The 23988-nt window shown below is 63.0% G+C and carries 17 protein-coding genes; 7 read left to right on the forward strand and 10 right to left on the reverse strand.

Annotation, left to right across the window (positions count from 1 at the left end):
• Window positions 1-16: 16 nt before the first annotated feature.
• The 5 genes from K0F85_RS18275 to K0F85_RS18295 form a co-directional block, all read right to left on the reverse strand.
• Window positions 17-3199: an efflux RND transporter permease subunit gene (locus K0F85_RS18275; protein WP_219117381.1), complete on the reverse strand. Its 3183-nt coding sequence runs from the start codon at window positions 3197-3199 to the stop codon at window positions 17-19.
• Window positions 3200-3224: 25 nt separating this feature from the next.
• Complete coding sequence (locus tag K0F85_RS18280) at window positions 3225-4430, reverse strand: efflux RND transporter periplasmic adaptor subunit (protein WP_219117382.1); 1206 nt, start codon at window positions 4428-4430, stop codon at window positions 3225-3227.
• Between the two features lie 12 nt (window positions 4431-4442).
• A complete protein-coding gene (locus K0F85_RS18285; RefSeq protein ID WP_219117383.1) occupies window positions 4443-5675 on the reverse strand; it encodes a TolC family protein in 1233 nt (410 codons plus the stop codon).
• A gap of 105 nt (window positions 5676-5780) precedes the next feature.
• A complete protein-coding gene (czcI, locus tag K0F85_RS18290; protein ID WP_219117384.1) occupies window positions 5781-6149 on the reverse strand; it encodes a cation efflux protein, CzcI family in 369 nt (122 codons plus the stop codon).
• 42 nt (window positions 6150-6191) lie between these two features.
• Complete coding sequence (locus K0F85_RS18295) at window positions 6192-7739, reverse strand: C13 family peptidase (RefSeq protein WP_219117385.1); 1548 nt, start codon at window positions 7737-7739, stop codon at window positions 6192-6194.
• A 185-nt stretch (window positions 7740-7924) separates the two neighbouring features.
• Here K0F85_RS18295 and K0F85_RS18300 point away from each other — a divergent pair, with 185 nt between their 5' ends.
• A complete protein-coding gene (locus K0F85_RS18300; RefSeq protein ID WP_219117386.1) occupies window positions 7925-9871 on the forward strand; it encodes a GAF domain-containing sensor histidine kinase in 1947 nt (648 codons plus the stop codon).
• Window positions 9872-10138: 267 nt separating this feature from the next.
• Here the strand turns inward: K0F85_RS18300 and K0F85_RS18305 are convergent, their stop codons facing one another.
• Window positions 10139-11650 (reverse strand): response regulator, encoded by a 1512-nt coding sequence (locus K0F85_RS18305; protein ID WP_219117387.1) that lies wholly within the window; start codon window positions 11648-11650, stop codon window positions 10139-10141.
• Window positions 11651-12083: 433 nt separating this feature from the next.
• On the opposite strand from K0F85_RS18305, the gene K0F85_RS18310 reads away from it, so the two are divergent.
• Entirely contained in the window at window positions 12084-12587 is a 504-nt protein-coding gene (locus tag K0F85_RS18310) for a DUF3016 domain-containing protein (RefSeq protein WP_219117388.1), read from the forward strand.
• A gap of 176 nt (window positions 12588-12763) precedes the next feature.
• Here the strand turns inward: K0F85_RS18310 and K0F85_RS18315 are convergent, their stop codons facing one another.
• Window positions 12764-13207, reverse strand: coding sequence for a thioesterase family protein (locus tag K0F85_RS18315; RefSeq protein WP_219117389.1), 444 nt, complete (start codon window positions 13205-13207; stop codon window positions 12764-12766).
• Window positions 13208-13352: 145 nt separating this feature from the next.
• Window positions 13353-14804, reverse strand: coding sequence for a sorbosone dehydrogenase family protein (locus K0F85_RS18320; protein ID WP_219117390.1), 1452 nt, complete (start codon window positions 14802-14804; stop codon window positions 13353-13355).
• 282 nt (window positions 14805-15086) lie between these two features.
• Between K0F85_RS18320 and K0F85_RS18325 the strand changes: the two genes are divergently transcribed.
• The gene (locus K0F85_RS18325) at window positions 15087-16193 is read left to right on the forward strand and encodes an S-(hydroxymethyl)glutathione dehydrogenase/class III alcohol dehydrogenase (protein WP_034753481.1); all 1107 of its coding nucleotides are present in this window, start codon (window positions 15087-15089) and stop codon (window positions 16191-16193) included.
• Window positions 16194-16313: 120 nt separating this feature from the next.
• Entirely contained in the window at window positions 16314-16547 is a 234-nt protein-coding gene (locus K0F85_RS18330) for a hypothetical protein (RefSeq protein ID WP_219117391.1), read from the forward strand.
• Window positions 16548-16558: 11 nt separating this feature from the next.
• On the opposite strand, the gene K0F85_RS18335 is transcribed toward K0F85_RS18330, so the two are convergent.
• Entirely contained in the window at window positions 16559-17563 is a 1005-nt protein-coding gene (locus K0F85_RS18335; RefSeq protein WP_219117392.1) for a GlxA family transcriptional regulator, read from the reverse strand.
• A 115-nt stretch (window positions 17564-17678) separates the two neighbouring features.
• On the opposite strand from K0F85_RS18335, the gene K0F85_RS18340 reads away from it, so the two are divergent.
• The 3 genes from K0F85_RS18340 (at window position 17679) to K0F85_RS18350 (ending at window position 22221) form a co-directional block, all read left to right on the forward strand.
• A complete protein-coding gene (locus K0F85_RS18340) occupies window positions 17679-20861 on the forward strand; it encodes a polymer-forming cytoskeletal protein (protein ID WP_219117393.1) in 3183 nt (1060 codons plus the stop codon).
• 92 nt (window positions 20862-20953) lie between these two features.
• Window positions 20954-21652, forward strand: coding sequence for a dienelactone hydrolase family protein (locus K0F85_RS18345; RefSeq protein WP_219117394.1), 699 nt, complete (start codon window positions 20954-20956; stop codon window positions 21650-21652).
• Between the two features lie 152 nt (window positions 21653-21804).
• Complete coding sequence (locus tag K0F85_RS18350; RefSeq protein WP_070217725.1) at window positions 21805-22221, forward strand: SRPBCC family protein; 417 nt, start codon at window positions 21805-21807, stop codon at window positions 22219-22221.
• A gap of 38 nt (window positions 22222-22259) precedes the next feature.
• Here the strand turns inward: K0F85_RS18350 and K0F85_RS18355 are convergent, their stop codons facing one another.
• A complete protein-coding gene (locus tag K0F85_RS18355) occupies window positions 22260-23876 on the reverse strand; it encodes a M28 family peptidase (protein WP_219117395.1) in 1617 nt (538 codons plus the stop codon).
• Window positions 23877-23988 lie beyond the last annotated feature (112 nt).

A 23988-nucleotide genomic window follows, 5' to 3' on the forward strand; every position in this document is an offset into this window, starting at 1 on the left:
CGCGTCTCTAGCGTCTCTATTTACTCAGCTGTACCGCCGCGCCTTCGTGCGCGGCCTGCATTTCCACCTCCTCCTGCCGGCGGTACGCCAGCCGGTACAGCAGCGGCAGCACCAGTAAGGTCAGTGCCGTCGACGACAGGATGCCGCCGATCACCACGGTGGCCAGCGGACGCTGTACTTCGGCGCCCGTGCCCGTGGCGATGGCCATCGGCACGAAGCCCAGCGAGGCTACCAGCGCCGTCATCAGCACGGGCCGCAGGCGCGTGATCGCCCCTTCGCTGATGGCCTCCTGCAAGGGCATGCCCTGTTCGCGCAGCTGGCGGATGTAGGCGATCATCACCAGCCCGTTCAGCACGGCCACGCCGGACAGGGCGATGAAGCCGACAGCTGCCGAGATCGACATGGGAATGTCGCGCAGCCACAGGGCGACGATGCCGCCCGTCAAGGCGAACGGGATGCCGCTGAAGACCAGCAAACCATCTTTCACCTTGCCGAACATGGCAAACAGCAAGACGAACACCAGCGCCAGTGCCACCGGCACCACCAGCTCCAGGCGCTTCGTGGCCGACTGCAATTGCTCGAACTGGCCGCCCCAGCTGGTCCAGTAGCCGGGGGGAATGGCCACTTGCGCTTGCAGCTGCTGCGTGGCGTCGGCCACGAAGGAGCCGATATCGCGTCCGCGCACATTCGCGCTGACGACGATGCGGCGCTTGCCGTCTTCGCGGCTGATCTGGTTCGGCCCAGGCGCCACTTGCAGGCTGGCGACTTCACCGAGCGGGATGAAGCGCGCGCGGCCTTCCGCCGCCACGCCCAGGGGCAAGGCGATGGGCAGGCGTTTTAACTGCTCCAGGTCGCTTCGCAGGCTGTCGGGCAGGCGCACGACGATGTCGAAGCGGCGGTCGCCCTGGAACAGGGTGCCTGCCTCTTGCCCGCCGATGGCCGTGGCAATCGCCGCTTGCACGTCGGCAATGTTCAGGCCGTAGCGGGCCGTCTGCTCGCGGTCGATCTGCACCGTCAGCATGGGCAAGCCCGTCGTCTGCTCGACCTTCACCTCCGTGGCGCCGGCAATCTTGCCCAGCACGCCAGCGATCTTCGCCGCCGTGCTGTCGAGGACAAGCATATCGTCGCCGAACAGTTTCACTGCCACGTCGCTGCGCACGCCGGAAATGAGTTCATTGAAGCGCAGCTGGATCGGTTGCGAAAACTCATAATTGTTGCCTGGCAAGCTGGTGGCCGTGGCTTCGATTTCCGCCAGCAATTGCTCGCGCGATTTCTTTGCTTCCGGCCACTGATCGCGGGGCTTGAGCATGATGTAGCCATCGGAAATATTCGGCGGCATGGGGTCCGACGCGATCTCGGCCGTTCCCGTGCGGGCGAACACGCGCGCGATTTCCTGGTGGTTTTTCATCAGTTTGCTTTCCAGCTGCTGCTGCATGGCCAGCGACTGGCTCAAGCTGGTGCCGGGGATGCGCAAGGCCTGGATGGCGATGTCCCCCTCGTTCAGGCTGGGCACGAATTCGCTGCCCATGCGCGTGGCCAGCAAGCCCGACAGCACTACGGCCACCGCCGCGCCCGTCAGCACGACGGGCGTGTTGCGCATCACCTTGTCCAGCAGCGGCGCATACCAGCGTTTTGCGGCGCGCATGAGGGCGTTTTCTTTTTCCGCGACCTTGTCGCCGATAAACAGTGCCACTGCGGCGGGAATGAAGGTGATCGACAGCAGCATGGCGCCCAGCAGGGCGATCACCACCGTCAGGGCCATCGGCGTAAACATGCGCCCTTCCACCCCCGTCAGCGCGAAGATGGGCAGGTACACGACCATGATGATCAGCTGGCCGTACAGCAGAGGACGGCGCGCTTCTTGCGATGCCGCAAACACTTCGTCAAAACGTTCCTGCAAGGTCAAGGGCCGTCCCAGTCTCTGCTGGGCATGGGCCAGGCGGCGCACGCAGTTTTCCACGATGACCACGGCGCCATCGATGATGATGCCGAAGTCCAGCGCCCCCAAACTCATCAGGTTGGCGCTCACATGGTATTGCACCATGCCCGTAAATGTGAACAGCATGGCCAGCGGAATCACCGTCGCCGTGATGACGGCCGCGCGGATATTGCCGAGGAACAAAAACAAAATGGCGATTACCAGGACCGCACCTTCCAGCAGGTTTTTCTTCACCGTATTGATCGCCTTGTCGACGAGGACCGTGCGGTCATACACGGTGACGGCGTGCACGCCTTTTGGCAGGCTGCGGTTGATCTCCAGCATCTTTTTGTCGACGGCTTGCGACACGGCACGGCTGTTTTGCCCGATCAGCATGAAGACCGTGCCCAGCACCACTTCGCGGCCATTTTCCGTGGCCGCGCCCGTGCGCAGTTCGCGCCCCAGCACCACGTCGGCCACGTCGCGGATGCGAATCGCCACGCCTTGCACATTGGCGACAACGATGTTGCCGATGTCGTCTTTCGATGCCACCTGTCCCGGCGCACGTATCAGCAATTGCTCGCCCTGCCGTTCGATGTAGCCGGCGCCCACGTTGCTGTTGTTGCGATCGAGCGCCGTCACCACGTCTTGCAGGCTGATGCCGTAAGCAGCCAGTTTTTCCGGGTAGGGCGCCACCTGGTATTGCTTGGCGTAACCGCCGATGGCATTGATTTCCGTGACGCCCGTGACATTGCGCAACTGCGGCTTGATGATCCAGTCCTGGATTTCGCGCAAGTCCGTCGGCGTGTACGGCGTGCCATCGGGCTTCTTCGCGCCGTCTTGCGTTTCCACCGTCCACAGGTAGATTTCGCCGAGGCCCGTGGAAACGGGGCCCATCTTGGGCGTGATGCCGGTCGGCAGGCTTTCCTTCGCTTCCTGCAAGCGCTCGTTGATCATCTGGCGCGCAAAATAGATGTCCGTGCCATCCTTGAAGATCACGGTCACTTGCGACAGGCCATAGCGCGACAGCGAGCGCGTCTGTTCCAGGTTGGGCAAGCCGGCCATGGCCGTCTCGATGGGAAAAGTCACCCTTTGCTCGGTTTCCAGCGGCGAATAGCCGGCAGACTGGGTATTGATTTGCACCTGCACATTGGTGATGTCGGGCACGGCGTCGATGGGCAGCTTTTGATAGCTGTAGATGCCCAGGCCAGCCATGGCGGCCACGGCCAGCATCACCAGCCAGCGCTGGTCGATGGCGAAGCGGATCAAGCGTTCAAACATGATGGTTTCCTTAGCTTTGGCGTGATCAATGTTCGTGACCGGCGGAGTCCTTGCCCAGCTCGGACTTCAGGACAAAACTGCCTTGCGCCGCGTACGGCGTGCCGGCGGCCAGGCCCTGCTTGATGTGCGTCAATGTGCCATCGCTGCGCCCCAGCACCACGGGCGTGGCCTGGTAGCCATCTTTCACCTGCACGAAGACGACGGGCTTGTCTTCCACCGTCTGGATGGCCGTGCTGTGCACGGTGACGGGCGCGTCCGCTACACCGGACACCACTTCCACGCTGACGAACAGGCCCGGGCGCCAGGCCATGTCCGGGTTCAGCAAGCTGATGCGTGCCTTGGCCGTGCGCGTCTGCTCGCCCAGCAGCGCGCCCACATAGGTGATCGTGCCTTGCGCGCTGGCATCGAAGGCGCTGGCTTTCACTTCCGCCTTGCCTCCCATGCGCACGGTGGCCAGGTCTTTCGCCGGCACGGCGATTTCCGCCCACACGGTCGACAGGTCGGAAATGACGAAGATGTTCGCGTCTTCCTTGACGGCTTCGCCCAGGGTGATATGTTTTTCCAGCACCATGCCATCGAACGGCGCGCGGATGTCATAACGGTTCAGCGGGCCCTTGCTGCTGGGGGAGGCGCCCAGGGCGCTGAGTTTTTGCTGCGCATTTTGCACGGCGATTTCCGCCTCGCGCCACGCTTGCTGCGCCTGCAGGTAATCTTGCTCGGCCGAAATTTTCTCGCGCCACAGTTTTTCTTCGCGTTCATACGTGGAGCGGGCCAGCGATAAACGCCGCTGCGCCGACAGCAGTGCGCTGCGCTGTTCCGACAGTTCCGTGCTGGCAATGACGGCCAGCACTTGCCCCTTTTTCACCAGCTGGCCCAGGTCCGCCTGCACGGCTTCCACCACGCCGGCCAGGCGCGGCACGACGTGGGCCGTGCGGTCTTCATTGAAACGGATTTCGCCGGGCAGGGCCACCGTCGTCTGGATGCGGCCGGGCGCTGCCGTGGCGATGACGACACCGGCCGCCTGGCTTTGGGCGGCGTTCAGCTCCAGCCTGCCTTCCACTTCTTCGTGGCCGTGTTCATCTTTCTTTTCAGCATGTGCTTCCGCCTTGAGGGCAGGAGCCGGTGTGGCGTCGGATTTGCCCGTGCCGAGGATGAGGATGGTCAGCACGATGCCGGCGGCCGCGATGGAAGCGATGGCGATCGCCTGCTTTTTGTTGAGTGTGATGTTCATGGATGGTCTTCCTTACAGGGAGGCGGGGGCGCCCAGCAGGCGCTCGATGTCGGCGGCCGCGTGCTGCGCTTCGGTCAGCGCGCGCAGGTATTGGTTTTTGGCTTGCAGCAAGGTGCGTTGGGCATCGAGTACGTCGAGGAAGGCAAACTTGCCGAACTCAAAGCCCTTGCTGGCCGCGTCGTAGGCGCTCTGGGCGCCAGGCAAGATGTCCTGGCGCAAGCTTTCCACGTCGAGCCGGGCCGTGGCCAGGCGTTCGGCGGCGGCGGCGACCGCCGTTTGCACGGCGATGCGGGCGGCGGCCAGCTCGTCGCTGGCCTTGTCGCTGCGGCGCAGGGCGTCGAGCTTGTTGCCCGCATTGCGGTCGAACAGGGGGAGCGGCAGGGCCAGGCCGATGATGGCCTGGTTGCGGCCCAGCTCTTCCGAACGCTTCATGCCGATGCTCAAGGTGACGTCGGGCGTGGCGCGCCGCTGTTCCATGTCCAGCATGGCTTGCCGCTGGGCCAGTGCACTTTGCGCCTGGCGCACGGCCGGCGCCTGGGCCAGGCGCGCCGCCAGTTCGCGGCTTGGGGGCAGTTCCGGCAAGCTTTCCAGGCGTCCCTCGGCCAGGGTAAAGCGGGGCGTGGCGTTGCCCCACAGGGCGGCCAGGCGCTTGCGGGCGCTGGCCAGGGTGCTGCGGGCCAGGTTCAGTTCCAGCCGCACACTCGCTTCGGCAACCTTGGCACGCGTTTCTTCGACGGGCGAGGCCTTGCCGGCCGTCACCCGGCGCGCCGTGATGTCGCTGGCGCGCGCGGCCAGGGCCTGGGCGCTGTCGGCCAGGCGCAAGCCTTCCTGGGCGGCCAGCACGTCGACAAAGGCGGAAGTGACGGCGGCGCGCGTGTCTGCCTGCTGCAGTGACAGGCCCGCTTGCGCCAGGTCTTCGCCGCGCTGGGCGACGGCGGCGCGGGCGCCGCGCTTGCCCCCCAGTTCGATCAACTGGTTCAGCTGCACGGTGGTGCTGCGCGTGGCGCGCTGCGTGTCTTCCAGCACGGTTTGCAGTTCCGGATTGGGCAAGGCGCGCGCCTGTTGCAGGGCGCCCCCTTGCGCGGCCAGTTCATGGCGGGCGGCCGACAGGGTGGCGTTGCCGTTGTCGGCGAGCAGCAGCGCGGCAGGCAAGGTCAGGGGGCCGGCAGCTTCCGCAGGTGCTTGCGCATGGGCAAGATTGCAGGCCAGCAGGCCAGCGGAAAGTAACAAGATGAATCGGTGCATCGAATTCTCCAAGCAATGGAAAAAGAATTCGACGGGACGCACCGGCTTGCGCCCGGGTCTATCCGGCGCGCGTATTGCGATCAGTGCTTGAAACGTCCCGTCGGCCTAGGCGGCCGATGACCAGTCAGGGCGCTTGGGAGCGTCCGGGATGTGGGAAGCGTAAAAGAAGGGGGAAGTGTCCGCGTTCACGGACGCGGTGTCGCCGACGGGCAGGCTGGAGCCGGCTGGCAGCCACGCATGGCCGATGCCATGGCAGACGTTGCAGTCGCTGTGCGGCTGGCCTTTTTTCTGCTGGTCAGCCACTTTTTTATCAACACTGGCTTGTTTATCGGCCCCGGCCTTGTGCTGGTGGCTATGGTGGCCCAGATGCTGTGCCGCCTTGCCTTCCTCGTGCAGGCAATACGCGCTCGCCGCGGCCCAGGACATCTGGAGCGGAAGCACGAACAGCAGCAAAATGAGGAAGATTTTTTTCATGTGTGCGCTTATTGTACAGAAAGGCGGACGGCCGTGCCCATGTCAGTGCGGCTGGGCGCGCCACGCCTTCAGTTGCGCGGCGATGGCCTTGCCCTGGAACATTTGCGGCTCGGAATGCTCTTCGGCCTCCATGCCGCCCTCGCGGAAATCGGCCGCCTCGCGCGCCTGTACCAGCACCCTGGCTTTGTCGAACGCTTCGGCAAAGCCGGCACTCTTTGGCAGCGCTTCCTTGAAATACGCTTCGCTGAAATACGTAAAATCGTTCTGGTCGTCGCAGCCGAACGAAGTGCGGTCGCTGCGCGCGGCCGTGATGATGAGGGTGTTGTCATCTTTTAATGGAGCGATGAAACCGCCCGCATAGCAGGCCGAGATCACGATGACTTTCCAGCGGATGCCGCTGTGCTTGAGCATGGACGCCAGTTCCTGCGCGGGCAGGCTGTGCAGGTCCATGCCGTTTTGCGCCAGCGCCAGTTCGTGCTCGGGCGAGCCGTGGCTGGTGAGGAACAGGAACAGGATGTCGTTTTGCTTGTCCATCTTCGCGCCCAGCGCGTCGAGGCTGGCGGCTATGCTGGTGCGCGTGGCCATCGGCTGCTGCGCCACCGTGTTGCGGCTGTTGACCAGCATCAGCGAGCGCCCCACGGTGCCGTAATCGCGGTCGAACTGGCGCTGCACGAAGGCCGTTTCGCGGTGGAACACTTCCTGCGCGCCATCGCCGGCCACGCCCAGCAGGTAGAGATTGATTTTCTTCGCTGCATCGCGTGGCGCGATGCGCGCCAGGGCGCTGTCGAGCAGGCTGCGCTGCTGGTACAGGGCCAGTTCGATATTGTCGCGCGTGAGCTTATCTAAGGCAGGGTCGTCCAGCTGGCCTTCCGTCCAGTTGCCGCTGTCTTCGCGCCGGCCGTCCGCCTGCGCCACGGCGTAGCGCAGCACGCCCTTGCCGTCGAACTGGCCATTCTTGAAGCTGCCACGGTATTCGTCACCGTCGGCCGTGCGCAACACGCCTTCACCCTCGAATTTCCAGTCTTTCAGCTCGCCTTCGTAGTGGATGCCGTCAGTGGTGGTGACTTTAGCCTTGCCCAGCACCTGGCCCTGGACGAATTCGCCTTCGAAGACGGTGCCGTCCGTGTCGGTCAGCTTGCCGGCGCCGTGCGGGCGCCAGTGTTTGAAATGGCCTTCGAAGGTGGCGCCATCGGCGCCCTGGAAGCGGCCTTGCCCCTCGAAGCTGCCCTTGACGAAGCTGCCGGCATAGATTTCGCCCTTGGGCGAGGTGTAGCGGCCGATGCCATCGAAGGCGCCCTGGCGGAAGGCGCCCATGTATTCGACGCCGGACGCCTGGCGCAGCTTGCCCTGGCCGGAAAACACGCCGCGCGCGAAGCCCCCTTCGTAGAAGGCGCCGCTCGCGTATTCGAGCCGCCCCTGGCCATGCATCTTGCCCGCGACGAGGGGGCCGAAATAGCGTCCGCCATCGGCCGTTTCCGCGGCAGGCGTCCGGGCTGGCGCGGCGCACAGCGGCGGCATGCCCAGCGCGGCAAAGGCCAGCAGGCCGGCGAGGGTATAGGGGCGAAGCGAGGCGCGTAGCGTGGCAGTCATGAGGACGGTCTGGTCTGTAGGAAGGCGCCTAGTCTGCCACTGTATTGCCAGCGTGGCAAATGTGCGCGTGGCGTGTGTTGCTCAGCCTCAAGGCAAGATTCTGCGTTTTATGCCGTGCCAAGGCGGGGCTGAACTGATAATATTGATTTTCAGAACATATACTTACACAAGGCACACAGTTACCCATGGAAAGCCGCCTCAGCCGCCTGGAAGCCGTTCAAACCGTGTTGCTGGAAATCGGGCAGCGCTCGAGCACCTGCAGCGATATCAGTGAATTCCTGCAGGCCGTGCATGCGGCGCTGGGACGCATCATGTATGCGGCGAACTTTTATGTGGCGCTCAGCGACCATGATGATGGCCTCGTGCGCTTTCCGTATTTTGTCGATGAATTCGACGCCGCACCCGACCCGGACGTGGGCGTGCGCCTGGCCAGCGCCGAGCAGTCGCCCACGGCGTGGGTCATCGTCAACCGCAAGCAACTGGTGATGACGGCCGACGACGACGCCATGCGCGCCATCGGCGGCGGTGCCTGGGGCGGCGGTACGGCGGCCGAGCACTGGATAGGCTGTCCGCTGCTGGACCAGCAGCATCAGGTGCTGGGCGCCATCGTCATCCAGAGCTACGACGCCCAGCACCGCTTCAGCCTGGAAGACCAGGCGCTGTTTGCGCTGATCGCCACGCACGTATCGAGCGCGCTGCAAGGCATGCAAAGCATGGACCGGCTGGAAAAGGCGGTGCAGGAGCGCACGGCCCTGCTGGCGCACGAGGTGGCCGAGCGGCGCCGCGCGGAAAACCTGCAGCATGCGCTGTATGAGATCGCCAACCTGTCGGCGCAGGCGGCCGATGCGACCACCCTGTATGCGCGCCTGCACGCCATCATCAGCGAACTGGTGACGGCAAAGAATTTCCTCATCGCCCTGTACCACCCGGACAACAAGGACATCACGATCCCGTATTTCGTCGACGAGAAGGATGCGCAGGCGCCCGTGAAACGCTTTCATTACGGCATCGGCATGAGTTCTTACGTGCTGGCACGGCGCAAGGCGTGCCTGCTCGATGCAAGCAGCTATGCGGCGCTGGTGGCCAGCGGCGAGATGGACGAGCCGCTGGGCAATGTCGGCATCGCCAGCTGGATGGGCGCGCCCATGCTGCTGGGCGAGCGCAAATATGGCGTGATCATCGTGCAAAGCTACGACGAATCTGTCGTGTATGGCCAGGCGGAACTGGACGTGCTGGCTTTCATGGCCAGCCACGTGGCCGTGGCGATGGCCCGCATCCAGGCCGACAGCGCCAGGCGCCAGGCCAAGCAAGCGCTGGAAGAGCAGAACGCGGCCCTGAACAGCGCCCTGAGCGCCTTGCAGGAAGCGCAGTCGGAACTGGTGCGCCAGGAAAAACTGGCCTCGCTGGGACGGCTGGTGGCCGGCGTGGCGCATGAGATCAATACGCCGCTGGGCATATGCGTCACGGCCACCAGCCACCTGGTGCAGGAATTGAAACTCACGCGCGAAGACCTGGAAGGCGGCCAGCTCGATGAAGATGGCTTGCGGCAGTTTTTCGACATCATCGACCAGACCTTGCGCATCATGACGACGAATACGCAGCGTGCGGCGGCGCTGGTGCGCAGCTTCAAGCAGGTTGCCGTGGACCAGTCCTCGGACGAACTGCGCAGCTTTAACTTGCGCAAATACCTCGATGAAATCCTGCTCTCCCTGCAACCCAAGCTCAAGGGCAAGCCGATCAGGGTGGAGATCGATTGCGGGGCCGAGGTGCAGCTGCGCAGCTATCCGGGGGCCGTCTCGCAGATCGTCACGAACATGGTAGTCAATTCACTGGTGCATGGCTTTGTCGAAGGCGAGCCGGGCAAGATCAAGATCGGCGTGCGTGCGGTTGGCGAGATGCTGGAACTCGATTACAGCGACGATGGCATGGGCATGGACAGCGCCACCCTGGGCCAGTTGTTCGACCCCTTCTTCACGACCAAGCGCGGTTCCGGTGGCAGCGGCCTGGGCGCGCACATCCTGTATAACCTGGTGACGGGGCCGCTGGGCGGCACGGTGAAGGTGGTCAGTGCGCCGGGGATGGGATTGCATTATAAAATTCGTTTTCCACTCGAACCACGTAGCTCGGATTAGCGGCGAAGCCGCGTAATCCGACACCGGCGGCGGTTTCAATGATGTGTCCTTGAAAACCTGAAAACGGCGGGCCCGAGACGCGGGCCTGAGAAAATGACGATGGCGGCGTTGCAGCTCCTTGCCGTACATGCGTACTGTCTGCGTCGCTGCGCCTTGCCCTCGACATTTTTCAGGTCCGCTTGGCCCGGAACGCCCGTATTGGGGGCTAGCGCCGAGGCGTGTTTTGCCGGCGTGCGTATCGCTCAGGGGGCACTTGGCTCTGACCTTCTAATCAGGGAAACGTTGATTCAACGCAAGCGCTTCATCCAGGTTCGCAATCAGCAACTCCACATACTGCGGGTCCAAGTGGCTGCCGCTTACTTCGCGCAGGTAGCTCACTACACGTTCCAGCGGCCAGGCGTCCTTGTAGCAGCGCTTGTGCATGAGGGCGTCGAAGACGTCGGCGACGGCGGCGATGCGCGCGTATTTGTGGATGTTTTCGCCCACCAGGCCTTGCGGGTAGCCGCTGCCGTCGTATTTTTCGTGGTGCTGGTGGGCGATCACGGCGGCCGCCTTCAAGAGCGGACGCTGCGAGCCGTCGAGGATGGACATGCCCACCGTCGGATGCTGCTTCATGATTTCCCATTCTGCCGCGTCGAGCTTGCTCGGTTTGAGCAGCACGGCGTCGGGCGTGGAAATCTTGCCGATGTCATGCATGGGCGCTGCGTGGCGCAGCACCATGGTTTCTTCCTCGGACATGCCGGACGCCTGCGCCAGCAGCTGGCATACTTCTGCCATGCGGCGCACGTGGTTGCCGCCCTCATGCGAACGTGATTCGACCACGTCGCCCAGGCGCAGTATCAGTTCGGCCTGGGTATCGGTGATTTCCTGCGTCAGCAGGATGTTGTCGAAGGCGATCGCCACGCCGGAGCAGAACACTTCCAGCAATTGCGCGTCGAGGTCGGAGATTTCCTCCACGCCTTTCAAGACCAGCAAGGACGCCTTGCCGCTGCTGTTCGGGAAGTAGCCGACATAGGTGTCGCCATGCAGGCGCGAGATTTTATTGCTCTTGGCGAGGTCCAGTTGCGACAGCAGGGAAGGGCTGAGGATGCCGCCATCGGCTTCATGGTCGCCGATCTGCGCGAGGATTTCATAGTCCTGCTCGCCAGAGATGGCGCTGGCGCCGCGCAGGCGCAGCAGCATGCTCGTTTCCAGACGCAACAGGGCGACGACTTGCTGCAGCAGGCCGCTGGCGAAGTCGCGCAGGTTGCGCTGCTTGAAGATATGCGACGAGGCGGCGATCACGCGTTCGAGGCCTTCGCGGTAATGCAGCTGGGCCAGGCGCGCCTCTTCCACTTTCATGATGTCGCGGTAGGCGCGCAGGGCGGCAAAGGTGGTGGTGAACAGCTTGGTGCGGTCCAGTTCCGTCTTTTCCTTGTAGTCGTTGATGTCGTAGTTGACGATCACCCGTTCTTCCGGCGCCTGGCCCGGCTGGCCCGTGCGCAGCACGATGCGCGTAAACTGGTTGCCCAGGTCTTCGCGCATCCAGCGTGCCACTTCCAGGCCGCTGTCTTCGCGTTCCATCACCACGTCGAGAAAGACCAGTGCGATGCCTTCTTCGCGCGCCAGCACCTGCTTGGCCTCGGCGCCGCTATACGCATGCACGAAGCTCAGGGCGCGCCCTTCCAGGCGAAAACGGCTCAGCGTCAGTTTGGTGATGTCATGGATGTCGGGTTCATCGTCGACAAGCAGGACTTTCCAGGGGGGTAATTTGGGCGAGGCTGAAGACAAAAATGACATAAGGGCGAGTTCCGCTAAAAGGCATAACTGACGCAATGCTGAGACGCCCGCGCCAGGAATCCCTGTGCGCCATTACCGGCGTTGCGCGTTTTCCGGGCGCATTTTGTCGATTGTAGACTGACGGCTAAGTATTAACAATAAGCAAGAACAATTGACTAGAATCATGCAACACACGTGCTAAAAAAGCATTTGAAAAGCATGCTGCCCACACTATCTATAATTTATCGCTTAGGCAACTATATTTTCAAGACAATACTTTGTTTTAATTAATATTGCCAATGAATCTGCAAAAAATAAGGCGCCTGGCCTTTCTGGCGGCAACCGCAAACGTAACAAGGTATGAATTTCGGATCAGAAACGGATGCGGCGCGCTATATTGGAGAGGCATAAGAAGTGGTCTCCATGCCACTCACATTTCCTGAAAGGGTACATCATGCAAAAGCAAACGACGCGCGCCCTGATCGCCGGCCTGGCCTTGCTGGCCAGCAGCGCGGCCTGGGCCGCAACTGAAGTGCATTTCAGCAAACCGGATCAATTCACGGATGTCCCGTTCAACCCGCACGAGCGGGACGAGGTGTTGAAGGAACTGAGCCGCCATTTCGAGAAACTGGGCGCATCGCTGCCGTCCGGACAGAACTTGAAAATCGACGTCACGGATGTGGATCTGGCGGGACGTGAAAATCCCTCGCTGCGTGCCGGCCAGGATATCCGCGTCATGAATGGCCGGGTCGACTGGCCGCGCATGCGCCTGCACTATGTGCTGGAACAGGATGGCAAGGTCATTCGCCGTGGCGATGCCGCCCTGTCCGACATGTCTTACCTGAGTCGCATCAATCATTACTTCAGCAATGAAAAGCTGCGCTATGAAAAGCTGATGATCGATGACTGGTATGGCGATACCTTCGGCATCAAGGTGAAGCGCCAGGCGCGCAAGTAGACGGGCGTGCCTCGCTAGTTCAGCGCAGGTATGCCTCTTCGATGCGCGCCAGCTGGCCGTTCTGCCGCAGGGCCAGGCACAGTCTTGCCGCTATCGCTGCTTGCATGGCGCTCCAGTTTAATGTCTTCCTGGCAAGCATGCGGCATGGCGGCAAGGTGACCCGCTGAATCTCTCCCTTAATCGATCCAGTTCACCTGCGGAAACTTACTGCCGAAGTCTTCCGGCATGGGCACGACCTGGCTGCGCTTGTAGTTGAAAAACACAAAGCCGGACTTGGCCATGGCGATCAGGGTGTTGTCGCGCGGGCGGGTGATGCGGAAGGTGATGTCGCCGCCATATTTATTGAAATCCATGACGCCCACTTCGAACAGCAACTGGTCGCGCGCATGGGCTTCGGCGCGGTAGGTGGTGGCCAGGTCGGTGACGATGATGCCGGTGCCGTCCGCTTCAATGTCGCGCACGCCGAATTCGAACATGAAGCGGGCGCGGGCCTCGGAAATCATGGAAATCATGGAATCATTGCCGAGATGGTTGCCGGCATTGATGTCCGTGGTGCGTACCGTCAGTTGCGAGGAATAGCAGTACTGGTCTTCGGGAAATTCAAGTTTCAAACGGGCCATGGTGTTCTCTTGGTCTAGGGCGCTGGGCGCGGCGGAAATGCCAATTCTAGCCGGTTCCCCGCGTCCCGTCGAAAAATGCCACCCAAGGCGAGCGCCGCCGTGATTGCTTGCGCACGCTTATTCGCGCACGCTTATTTACGTACGCTTATTTACGTACGATCCTGTACACCTTGCCCGTACCGCTCAGCATGTACAGCGCGTTTTGCGCATCCTGGCCGAAGGACAGGATGTTGCCCACGTTGGTGATGCCCCAGTCTGTCACGGCGGAGGCCGTGCCATTGCTGTAGCTGAAGCTTTTTAGCCAGCCGCTGCAGTAGTCCGAATACAGATACTGTCCCGCCAGTTCCGGCAGGGCCGAGCCCCGGTACACATAGCCGCCCGTGACCGAGCAACCGCCGGCAGCATCGTGGCTGTATTCGATGGCGGGCAGGACCAGCCCCTCCTGCTTGCAGCTGCTGCCGTTGTAGCAGTGCGCGCCTTCCATGATGTTCCAGCCGTAATTGTTGCCCGCCTGGCTCACGGGACGCACATCGACCTCCTCCCAATTGGCCTGGCCCACGTCGGCGATATACAGTAACTGGGTCTGCATGTCGAAGGCGTAGCGCCACGGGTTGCGCAAGCCATACGCCCAGATTTCCCCGCGTGCTCCGGGCATGCCGGCAAACGGGTTGCCCGGTGGAATGGCGTATGGCTGGGCCACCGTGCTGGCGTTGACGTCCAGGCGCAGCAGCTTGCCCATCAGGACGTTGGTATTTTGCGCGTTGCCGGGCGGGTCGCCCGCGCTGCCGCCGTCGCCCGTGCCCGCATACAGGTAGCCATCCGGGCCAAAGCTGAGCAAGCCGCCAACGTGGTTGCTGAACTTGGGGTGGGGTATCGTGAGAATGGTCAGGGCGGACAGGGGATCGGCCACGTTGGCGTTGCCCGCCGACACCTGCCGCCGCTCGATGACGATATCGCCGGCCAGGTTGGTGTAATACAGGAAGAAATAGCCGTTGCTGGCATATCGGGGATGGAAGGCCATGGATAGCAAGCCCCGTTCGCCGCTGGTGCTGGTCAGGCCGCTGATGTCGAGGAAGGGCATGGACAGCAGATCGCCATTCTGGACCACGCGGATGCGGCCGGGGCGTTCGAGAATGAAGAGGCGGCTGTCGCCGGGCGGCGCCGTGAGGAAGATGGGCGCACTCAAGCCGCTGGCCACCTCTTGCAGGGCCAGGGCCAGCGGTGCCGTGGCCGCATAGGTGACGCTGGCGCTGGCCGTGGCGCCTGCATTGACTTGCACCTGCTGCGTGACGGGCGTGGGGGCCAGCGCTACCGTGCCTTGCGCAACGCTGGCGGCGCTGAGCATGTAGGCGCCGGGCGCCAGGCTGGTGAGTGTGGTGCTCGCCGTCAGCAGCTTGCTGTACGACGCGGGACCGCTGAGCGTGACGGCGCCCGCCACGCCGGCCGGCAAGCCGCCGATGCTGACCGTCAGGCTGCCGGTGGCGGCGCCGGCCGGCTTGTCGTCTTGGCCGCCGCCACAGGCGGCCAGCAGGGTCAGGCAGCATGCCAGCAGCAGCGCTGGCCAGGTGATGGGCAGTCGGAATAGCGAGTTGCGCATGTCAGTCTCCTGCGGGAACGATGAAATGGCGAGTCAGTGAGGGCGAGTCGGTGCGATGCATCAAGGGAATGCTGTTGCGTCAAGAATGCACATTTTTGTGCCCGCAAGATTGAGCTTGCACAAGCGTACGCCTGTCACACACCGCGCTTCCGTGCGCTGCTGCACGCTACGGCGGCATCGGACAAATGCGCCGCGTTTTCAGACAAGCGCGGCGCCAGCTGTTCCACTGCGACCGCCGGCAGCCGATAATGGCGCATCTGAAACCGAGCAGGAAGACACCCCATGAAAACCAAAGCCGCGATTGCCTGGAAGGCGGGCGCACCGCTAACGATCGAAGAAGTCGACCTGGCCGGCCCGCGCGCCGGCGAAGTGCTGGTCGAGCTGAAAGCCACGGGCATTTGCCATACCGATTACTACACCCTGTCGGGTGCCGACCCGGAAGGCATCTTTCCCGCCATTCTCGGCCATGAGGGCGCCGGCGTCGTTGTCGACGTGGGCCCGGGCGTGACGACCCTGAAAAAGGATGACCACGTCATCCCCCTGTACACGCCGGAATGCCGCCAGTGCAAGTTCTGCCTGTCGCAAAAGACGAATTTGTGCCAGGCCATCCGCTCCACGCAGGGTCGCGGCCTGATGCCGGACGCCACCAGCCGCTTTTCGCTGAATGGCCAGCCGTTGTTTCACTACATGGGCACCTCCACTTTTTCGAATTACATCGTCGTGCCGGAAATCGCTCTCGCAAAAATCCGCTCCGACGCGCCGTTCGACAAGGTCTGCTACATCGGCTGCGGCGTGACGACGGGCGTGGGTGCCGTCTTGTTCTCGGCCAAGGTGGAAGCGGGCGCCAACGTGGCCGTCTTCGGCCTGGGCGGCATCGGCCTGAACGTGATCCAGGCGGCGAAAATGGTCGGCGCCGATAAAATCATCGGCATCGACATCAACCCGGCGCGCCAGGCCATCGCGCGCAAGTTCGGCATGACGCATTTCATCAATCCGAACGAGGTGGAAAACGTCGTCGATGCCATCGTGCAATTGACCGACGGCGGCGCCGATTATTCATTTGAATGCGTCGGCAACACGACCCTGATGCGCCAGGCGCTCGAGTGCACGCACAAGGGCTGGGGAAAATCGTTCATCATCGGCGTGGCAGCGGCGGGACAGGAAATTTCCACGCGGCCATTCCAGCTGGTGACGGGACGCGAATGGCGCGGTTCGGCCTTTGGCGGCGCACGCGGCCGGACCGACGTGCCGAAGATCGTCGACTGGTATATGGAAGGCAAGCTCAACATTGACGACCTGATCACGCACCGCTTGCCGCTGGAACGCATCAATGAGGGCTTCGACTTGATGAAGAGCGGTGAATCGATCCGTTCCGTGGTCTTGTACTAATCTTATCGTATGTACTCATTGCGCAACACTTGACGGACGGGGCGGGCGGCAGGCTGTACTTCGTCGCCTGCCCCTGCTAGTGTGAAGGCATCCCTATGTCACCTGAGATGGGAGCCGTCCATGTTTGCCACTGCCTATTTGCTGACCTTGCGCCGCATGCTGCCCATCTTTCTCGGCGCGGCCCTATCCTCCCTGCTGGCCTTGTGGTGGAGTAATGCCGCCATCCTCGCCACGCCCGCCATCTGGCTGGCGCTGCTGGCCACCTATCTGCTGTGCGCGCTGATGTTTACGCCGCTGGCCTGGCACCGCCAGCAACTGGCCACGCGCCACGTGCGCAGCAACAAGTCGCGCTGATCTTCCTGCGCCTAGCGCGCCGTGCTGGAAAAGCGCTCGCGGTAGTCGCGTGGCGTGATGGCGAGTTTCTTTTGAAACAGGCGGCGCAGCCTTTCCTCGCTATGCAAGCCCGCCTGCACGGCCACCTGTTTTAAGGAGGAGACATTGTCTTCCAGTAAACGGCGCGCCGCTTCGAAACGGGCCGTTTCGATGAATTCCGTGGGGCTGGTCGCCGTTTCACGCTGGAATACGCGCGTAAAGTTGCGCTCGCTCATGGCCAGCCGGGCCGCCAGCAGCGGCACCGTGAGTTCTTCGGCCAGGTGTTCCATGATCCAGCCCTGCAACTGGCGGATGGTCGGATGCGTGGTCATCTGGCTCGACAGGTGTACGGAAAACTGCGACTGGCCGCCGGGCCGTTTCAGGTACACCACCAGGTCGCGCGCCACTTCGAGCGCGATATCGCGGCTGAAATCGTCTTCCACCAGTGCCAGGGCCAGGTCGATGCCGGCCGTCACGCCGGCCGACGTCCAGAATTTTCCTTCCCGCACGAAAATCGCATCGGCATTGACCTGTATCAATGGATAGCGCTGGCGCAGGCTGTCCACGGCGCTCCAGTGCGTGGCCGCGCTCTTGCCGTCGAGCACGCCCGCTTCGGCCAGGAAGAAGCAGCCCGTGCACAGCGCCGCCAGGGTAGTGATGCGGGGAGCGGCCTCGGCCACCCAGGCGGCGAGGGCGGGGATGTCTTGCAAGACTTGCTCGACATGGTGGCAGCCGACGATGACGGCCAGGTCGGGCAGGCGGTTCACATCGAGCGCCTTGCTGGCGTGCAGCGACATCAGGGTGTCGGACTCGACAGGCCCGATGGCCGTCGACACGATGCGTACGTCGTACCCGCCGGGCAACTTGCGCAGGCGCAAATGGGTGTTGGCGTAATCAAACACTTTCATGGCGCCGATGGCTTCGAGCGCCTTGAAGCCGGGGTAGACGATGATGTCGACGGTGCGCAGGGGAAATTCTTTGGGTCTAGGCTTGATCATGCGATATGCGCGAGGGGGATAAATACTGCCATAATGCAACAACAGCGATGGCGTAGATTAGCATGAAATAATCCGCGCGCCCGCTGGCTCCCCACCCACCGGATTCCTCGATATCGTGCGCTTACTCCACATTTTTGCCGCCCTGACATTGCTGCTGGGCTCCTCCCTTGCCAATGCCGCCACGCTCAACTTCAATGGCGGCGCCGTCGGCGGCTGCAGCCTGCCGGCGTCCAGCAGCCAATACACTTGCGCCAGCCTGAGCATGGGCAGCACCGACAACGTCGTCATTGCCAGCGGCTATGGCGTGACGGTCAACAGCGATGTGAACATCGGCTACAACCAGGGCTTGAGCATGAGCGGCACGGCGGCCCTGACGGTCAACCGGAATCTTGACATCAGCAATGTCAATCCGTCCAACCTGAAGATCACGGGTGGCAGCCTGACGGCCAGCGGTGGCAATTTCAGCGTGGGGTCGCAGGGCGGCACGGTGCTCGTGGCCGATATCTCGGCGGCGTCCGTTTCCCTGGGGGGGACGCCCGTGAAGGTGACGGGCAATATCACGGCCACGGGCGCTATCGACATTTCCTCCAAATCGACGTTGAATGGCAGCATCAACGGCGGCAGCATCACGACCAGTTCCAACGTCACGATCAGCGGCAGCGTGAAGGCCAGCGGCAGTGTGAGCATCGGGTCAAGCTCGACGATAACTGGCCCCATCAACGGCAGCAACATCACCACCAGTTCCAGCGTCACGATTACGGGCGACGTGACGGCCGTCAATTCCTTCAGCCTGGGTTCGGGCAGCAACTTGAAGGGTGCCACGAAGGCACCCGTCGTCAGCATCGATGCCGCCAACAGCCAGGTGCAGGGCGATATCACGGCCAGCACCTCGCTGAGCGTCGGTTCCGGCAGCCAGATCAAGGGCAATCTGACGTCGCCGAGCATCGACTTGAAGGCGTCCGGCCTGCTCGTCACGGGTGATGTGAAGGCATCGAATGCCCTGAGCATCGCCTCTGGCAATGGCGTCAATGGCGATGTAGAGGGCGGCAACGTGACCCTGGATTCCTCCAACGCCTACATCACCGGCAACGCCCTGGTCGACCACATCACGCTGGGTTACCATGGCCGGGTGCAACAGACCATCACTTGCAAGACGTATACGCCATCCAATCCGTGCAGCTGCGTGACGAATAACAGCGGCTGGGCCTTTAATGAACCGATGGGGCCGAAATGCGGGCCCGGCACGCAGGCGGGCCCCGACCACTTCCAGATCACGCATCCGCCTTCGGCGCTCACGTGCGCGGCGGCGCCCGTGACGGTGACGGCCTGCGCCGACGCCAGCTGCAGCAGCGTCTACACGGGCGCCGTGCAAGTGACCCTGACGCCAGGCGGTGCGACGGCGCAAATCAACAATAAACAACCGCCCACGGGCATGGTGACGTCCAGCGTGGGGCAGACGACGGCCGCCAGCAATGTGAAGCTGGGTTTGACGAGCGTGCCGGCCACGACGGGCGCGCTGGTATGCAAGAGCAGTATCGACAACAGTACGACCAATTGCCAGATGGCATTCCTCACGAGCGCGCTACAGATCAGCGGTGTGCCCCGCTACGCCGAGGAAGAGGGAATCATCAACATCAGCGCCAAGCAGGCGTCATCATCGAATCCGAACGCCTGCGTGCCCCTGTTTGCGGGACAAAGCAAGACGCTGAACCTCAGATGCACCTATGCCAACCCCGCCTCTGGCACCTTGCCGGCACGCATACAGGGACAGGGTGGCACGTATGTGGCGCTGGCCACCAACGCCAATGCCGGCAACTCCTGCAGCGTCGCAGGGGCCAATATCCAGTTGACCTTCGATGCCAATGGCTTGGCCACGCCGAAGATGCTATACGCCGACGTGGGTGCGCTGGGCTTGGTTGCTACCTATGCATCGAGCAGCGGCAGCGACAGCGGCTTGACGATGACGGGGAGCGGTACGGTCATCGTGGGCCCAAAATATTTCGCCTTCAGCGCTATCTCCACGCCGCAACAGGCGGGTTTGTCCGTGGTGCCCGTGGCGCCGGCAAAAGACATCCGTGTGTCGGCCCTGAATGCGGCGGAAGCGGCAACGCCCAACTTTGGCCGCGAATCGGTAGCACCAACCGTGCTGCTGGGACTTACTATCATCGAGCCCACGTTTACCGGCCACGCCGAGCCGTCGGCCGATGGCAGCCTGGGCTTCAGCGGCGGTGTCTTGATCGCCACGGGCATGGGCTGGAAGGAAGTGGGGCTTGTTCAATTTACGGCCAGCTTGAATAACTACCTGGGATGGGAACTGCCTGCCGTCAACGGCGTCGTTCCCCCGCTGGCAAGCGGCGCGAGTGGCCAGGTGCAGTTCATTCCGCATCATTTTATAACGGAAATCGTGCCGCAGCCAGATGTGAGCAAGCCGCAGTTTCCTGCCGCCTGCGTGGCTCCCCTGATCTGTTCGGCTGGCAAGTATGTGTATTCTGGCCAGCCGTTTGACTTGCGTGTGAAGGCGCGTAATGCCGCGGACGCAACCACCGTCAACTACGATGGCCGGGCAAAGGCGCTGATGGCGCCTGTCACACTGCAGGGTCTGGCCCCGGCCGACGAGAAAATCGTTTTTCCGCCGGCGGCGCCGGCCGGTAGCCGCCTCACCGACGGCAGCAGCGCGCAAACGACCGTCAAGGAAGTAGCGCTCGACAAGTTCACTCTTGGCATCGCCACGCAATCGATCGCCTACCGTTTTCCCGGCGCCTATGCCGTGCCTGCAGGAACGATCGCACTGGCACCGCCGACGGGCGTGCGGTTTCGCGCCAGCAGCACGTATGCCAGCGGCGATGTCGTGAGCTCGGGCCCGGCTGCGCCCAGGACGGAAGGGGAACTGACGGTGCTCACGGGCCGCATCATGGTGCCCAACAGCTACGGTTCCGAGCGCTTGCCGATCCGCCTGCCCGTGCAGGTCCAGTACTGGAATAACGGCTGGCTGGGCAATGTGTCCGATAGCGTCACCCAGTTCGGGCATGCCGGGGTCACTTTAGCCAACTGCAACAAAGGACTCACCTCAGGCGCTGGCGCGTGCAATGGCATTCTGAAAGTGCAAGATGGCACGTATGTATTCAAGCAGGGCGTCTTGCCTCCACCCCAGGGACAGCTGCTCTTGCTGGCGCCGGGCGTGGCCGGCAGCGTCGATGTGTCTGTCAGCGGCTTGCCGTATCTGCCCAGTACCCTGGGGCGCGCCGTCTTCGGCGTGTTCAAGTCGGGCCCCGTGATTTACCTGCGCGAGCTGTATTGAGTCTGGGCAAAGGGGGGCGGACGCAGGCTGCGCGAAAAACCAGTAACATGCCTGGCTGTGGCATTCCCCCCCAACCTCAGACTGGAGTTTCTATGAGCACAACATCGCAGTGGATCGATATCGCCGGCCCGGACGGCAGCTTCCAGGCTTACCTGGCCGTGCCGCACGTGGGCAAGGGCCCCGCCATCATACTGTTGCAGGAAATTTTCGGCGTCAATGAGCACATCCGCGCCGTGGCCGACCAGTACGCGGCCGATGGCTACGTGGTGCTGGTGCCCGACCTGTTCTGGCGCGCCGGCGCGCACATCGAGCTGGGCTATGACGAAGCAGGCTGGAAGCGTGCCGTGGAATTGATGCAGGCCACCGACAATGCGCATGCCGACGCCGATATCGCCGCCACCGTCGCCGTGCTGCGCGCGCGCCCGGAAGTGACGGGCAAGCTGGCCTCCGTCGGCTACTGCTTCGGCGGCCGTCTGTCGTTCCAAACGGCTGCGGCCGGCCTGGTCGATGCCGCCATCGCCTATTACGGCGGCGGCATCCAGAACAAGCTGGACCTGGCTGACGACATCAAGGTGCCGCTGCTCATGCATTTCGGCGGCCAGGACAGCCATATACCACCGGAGGCCGTGCAAAAGATCGCCGAACGCTTCGAAGACCGGCAAGACGTGGAAATCCATATCTACCCGGGTGCCGAGCACGGCTTCAACTGCAACCACCGCGACAGCTACCAGCAGCGCGCCGCCGCCCACGCGCACGGCAATTCCTTGATTTTCCTGGCGGAAAATCTGTAAGACCTCCTCGCCAGGCTGGCCAGCCGCCGATGTTCATGTCGCTATCGGCTCAGCAGCAAAGCCGCATGGGCGCTAAAATAGCGGCTGTGCCGGGCAACTCCGGCCGGCCGGGCACGGCGCCCGGCAAACCTGGATGAGGAACCGAATTAAAGATGGCCCAAGTAATTGTTTCTGTAACATTGGCGGCAAGCGCCGAACGCGTGTGGGATTTTATCGGCGGCTTCCAGTCGCTGGCTGAATGGTCGAGCTCCATCAAGACCAGCCTGTCCGAGCATGGCGGCCGCGTGCGCCGCCTGAAAACCACGGACGGCGCCATCATCGCCGAACGCCTGCAAAGCTACAGCGAAGCGGACAAGAGCTACAGCTATACCATCGTCTCGGGCCCGATCCCCGTCAAGAACTACCGTTCCACCCTGCGCGTCACGGGCGAACCGGGCGCCGCTTCCTGCGTGGCGGAATGGTCGAGCGAGTTCGACGCGGCAGAGGGCGTGGAAGAGGTCATGGTGGGCGCGTTTCAACATCTGTATGAGACCGCATTCGTCGACCTGAAACGCATCATGGCGATTTAAATGAAAACACCGGCTTTTGCCGGTGTTCTTCATGGTGCCTAGCGTTTTACCTTGCCAAACGCCTCGTCCTTGTTCCAAGTAGGCAGGTTCTTGTCGTTCGCCACTTCATAGCCGAGATTCAAGGTGAACTGCGCCTGCTGCACCATGCCGGACAAGTCCCACGACGGGTGGTATTCATCGCTGACCTGGTGGTAATCCTTCTTGAAGGCCACCAGGCGCTCGCCCGATGCTTTCGGTTCCCGGACGAAGTCGAAGGAGCCGTCGCCGGAAAACACGGCCGAGCCCACGTTGAAGGCGGGCACGCCGGCCTTGGCAAACGCAAAATGGTCGGCCCGGTAAAAGGCGCCGGACAGGTCGGGTATGGTCGGTGCCAGGCGCAGGCCCATGCGCTTGGCCACCCTGGCGGCGCTCGCATACAGGCTGCTGCGCTCGGCGCCGGCCACGCCGATGTCGTGCGTCTTGCCGACGAAGTTCATGCTGTCGAGGTTCAGGTCGGCAGCCGTTTTCGCCAAGGGCCACAAGGGCTTGCGCGTGTAGGCGGTGCTGCCCAGCATGCCCGTTTCCTCGCCGGCCGGCCACAGGAATATCTGCGTGCGGCGCGCCGGCTGTTGCACGGCCACTTGCGCCATGGCCAGCAGGGCCGCCGCGCCCGAGGCGTTGTCGATGGCGCCGTTGTAGATATGGTCGCTTTGTCCGCTGCGGCTGCTGCCCTCGTCATCCTTGCCCAGGTGATCCCAGTGGGCCGAATAGATCACGGCTTCGTCCTTGAGTTTCGGGTCCGTGCCCGGCACGATGCCGGCCACGTTGAATTGCTCGATGCTGCGGATCTGGCTATTGACTGCCACCTTGACCGTGGCATTCAAGGCCACGGGATGGAACGCACGCGTTTCGGCCTGCGCGCGCAAGGCGTCCAGGTCTTGCCCTGCGGCCTGGAACAGCGTGCGCGCCATATCTTCCTGCAGCCAGCCCTCCACCGCATTGCCCGCGCCCGCCAGGTTGAAGCGCTCGTGGCCGAAACCGTTGGCAGGCACCGACCACGGATACGAGGCCGATGCCGTCGTGTGTATCAGCAGCACGCCGGCGGCGCCCTGGCGCAGCGCTTCCTCGTACTTGTAGACCCAGCGGCCGTAATAGGTGAGGGACTTGCCGGCAAAGCGGTTCGGCTCGGCCGCAGTCGGCTGCGGATCGTTGACCATCATGATGACCAGCTTGCCTTTCAGGTCGACGCCCTTGAAATCGTCCCAGCGTTCCTCGGGCGCGCGGATGCCATAGCCGGCAAACACGACGGGCGCGTCGAACGCCACTGTTTGCTGGCCATTCGCCGCGCCAAAGACGATGTCCTGGCCGAAGGCGGGCGAGAGCGTCTTGCCGCCCGCGCTGAAGGTCACCTTGCTCGATGGCAAGGCCTTGCTGCCGACGATGGTCAGCGCCTGGCGGTACGTGCCATCCTTCAATGGCTGCAGGCCGGCCACGGCCGCCTGGGTTTCCAGGTAGCGCACGGCCAGGTCGCCGCCGCGCTGGCCCGTGCCGCGTCCTTCCAGCAAATCGTCGGCCAGGAAGGACAAATGGGCACGCAGGGGCGCTTCGGCAACGAGCGCTTGGGCGAGGGCGGCCGTGCTGAACAGGCTGGCGGCGAGGACGAAGGGAAAGCGCATGACAACTCCAAAAGTGAATACGGGAAAGTAAAGCAGCAGCAATCTTACTCTACCGCAATGCTCTGGCGTAGCGCGCGGCGTGCGCCCGCCATTGCGGCCACAATGGCCGCTG

The organism is Janthinobacterium sp. UMAB-56 (assembly GCF_900095265.1).
Taxonomy (GTDB): domain Bacteria; phylum Pseudomonadota; class Gammaproteobacteria; order Burkholderiales; family Burkholderiaceae_D; genus Janthinobacterium.

Coding starts and splice junctions, on each gene's coding strand:
- K0F85_RS18275 (WP_219117381.1), bottom strand. CDS start 3,199: ATGTTTGAACGCTTGATCCGCTTCGCCATCGACCAGCGCTGGCTGGTG.
- K0F85_RS18280 (WP_219117382.1), bottom strand. CDS start 4,430: ATGAACATCACACTCAACAAAAAGCAGGCGATCGCCATCGCTTCCATC.
- K0F85_RS18285 (WP_219117383.1), bottom strand. CDS start 5,675: ATGCACCGATTCATCTTGTTACTTTCCGCTGGCCTGCTGGCCTGCAAT.
- czcI (WP_219117384.1), bottom strand. CDS start 6,149: ATGAAAAAAATCTTCCTCATTTTGCTGCTGTTCGTGCTTCCGCTCCAG.
- K0F85_RS18295 (WP_219117385.1), bottom strand. CDS start 7,739: ATGACTGCCACGCTACGCGCCTCGCTTCGCCCCTATACCCTCGCCGGC.
- K0F85_RS18300 (WP_219117386.1), top strand. CDS start 7,925: ATGGAAAGCCGCCTCAGCCGCCTGGAAGCCGTTCAAACCGTGTTGCTG.
- K0F85_RS18305 (WP_219117387.1), bottom strand. CDS start 11,650: ATGTCATTTTTGTCTTCAGCCTCGCCCAAATTACCCCCCTGGAAAGTC.
- K0F85_RS18310 (WP_219117388.1), top strand. CDS start 12,084: ATGCAAAAGCAAACGACGCGCGCCCTGATCGCCGGCCTGGCCTTGCTG.
- K0F85_RS18315 (WP_219117389.1), bottom strand. CDS start 13,207: ATGGCCCGTTTGAAACTTGAATTTCCCGAAGACCAGTACTGCTATTCC.
- K0F85_RS18320 (WP_219117390.1), bottom strand. CDS start 14,804: ATGCGCAACTCGCTATTCCGACTGCCCATCACCTGGCCAGCGCTGCTG.
- K0F85_RS18325 (WP_034753481.1), top strand. CDS start 15,087: ATGAAAACCAAAGCCGCGATTGCCTGGAAGGCGGGCGCACCGCTAACG.
- K0F85_RS18330 (WP_219117391.1), top strand. CDS start 16,314: ATGTTTGCCACTGCCTATTTGCTGACCTTGCGCCGCATGCTGCCCATC.
- K0F85_RS18335 (WP_219117392.1), bottom strand. CDS start 17,563: ATGATCAAGCCTAGACCCAAAGAATTTCCCCTGCGCACCGTCGACATC.
- K0F85_RS18345 (WP_219117394.1), top strand. CDS start 20,954: ATGAGCACAACATCGCAGTGGATCGATATCGCCGGCCCGGACGGCAGC.
- K0F85_RS18350 (WP_070217725.1), top strand. CDS start 21,805: ATGGCCCAAGTAATTGTTTCTGTAACATTGGCGGCAAGCGCCGAACGC.
- K0F85_RS18355 (WP_219117395.1), bottom strand. CDS start 23,876: ATGCGCTTTCCCTTCGTCCTCGCCGCCAGCCTGTTCAGCACGGCCGCC.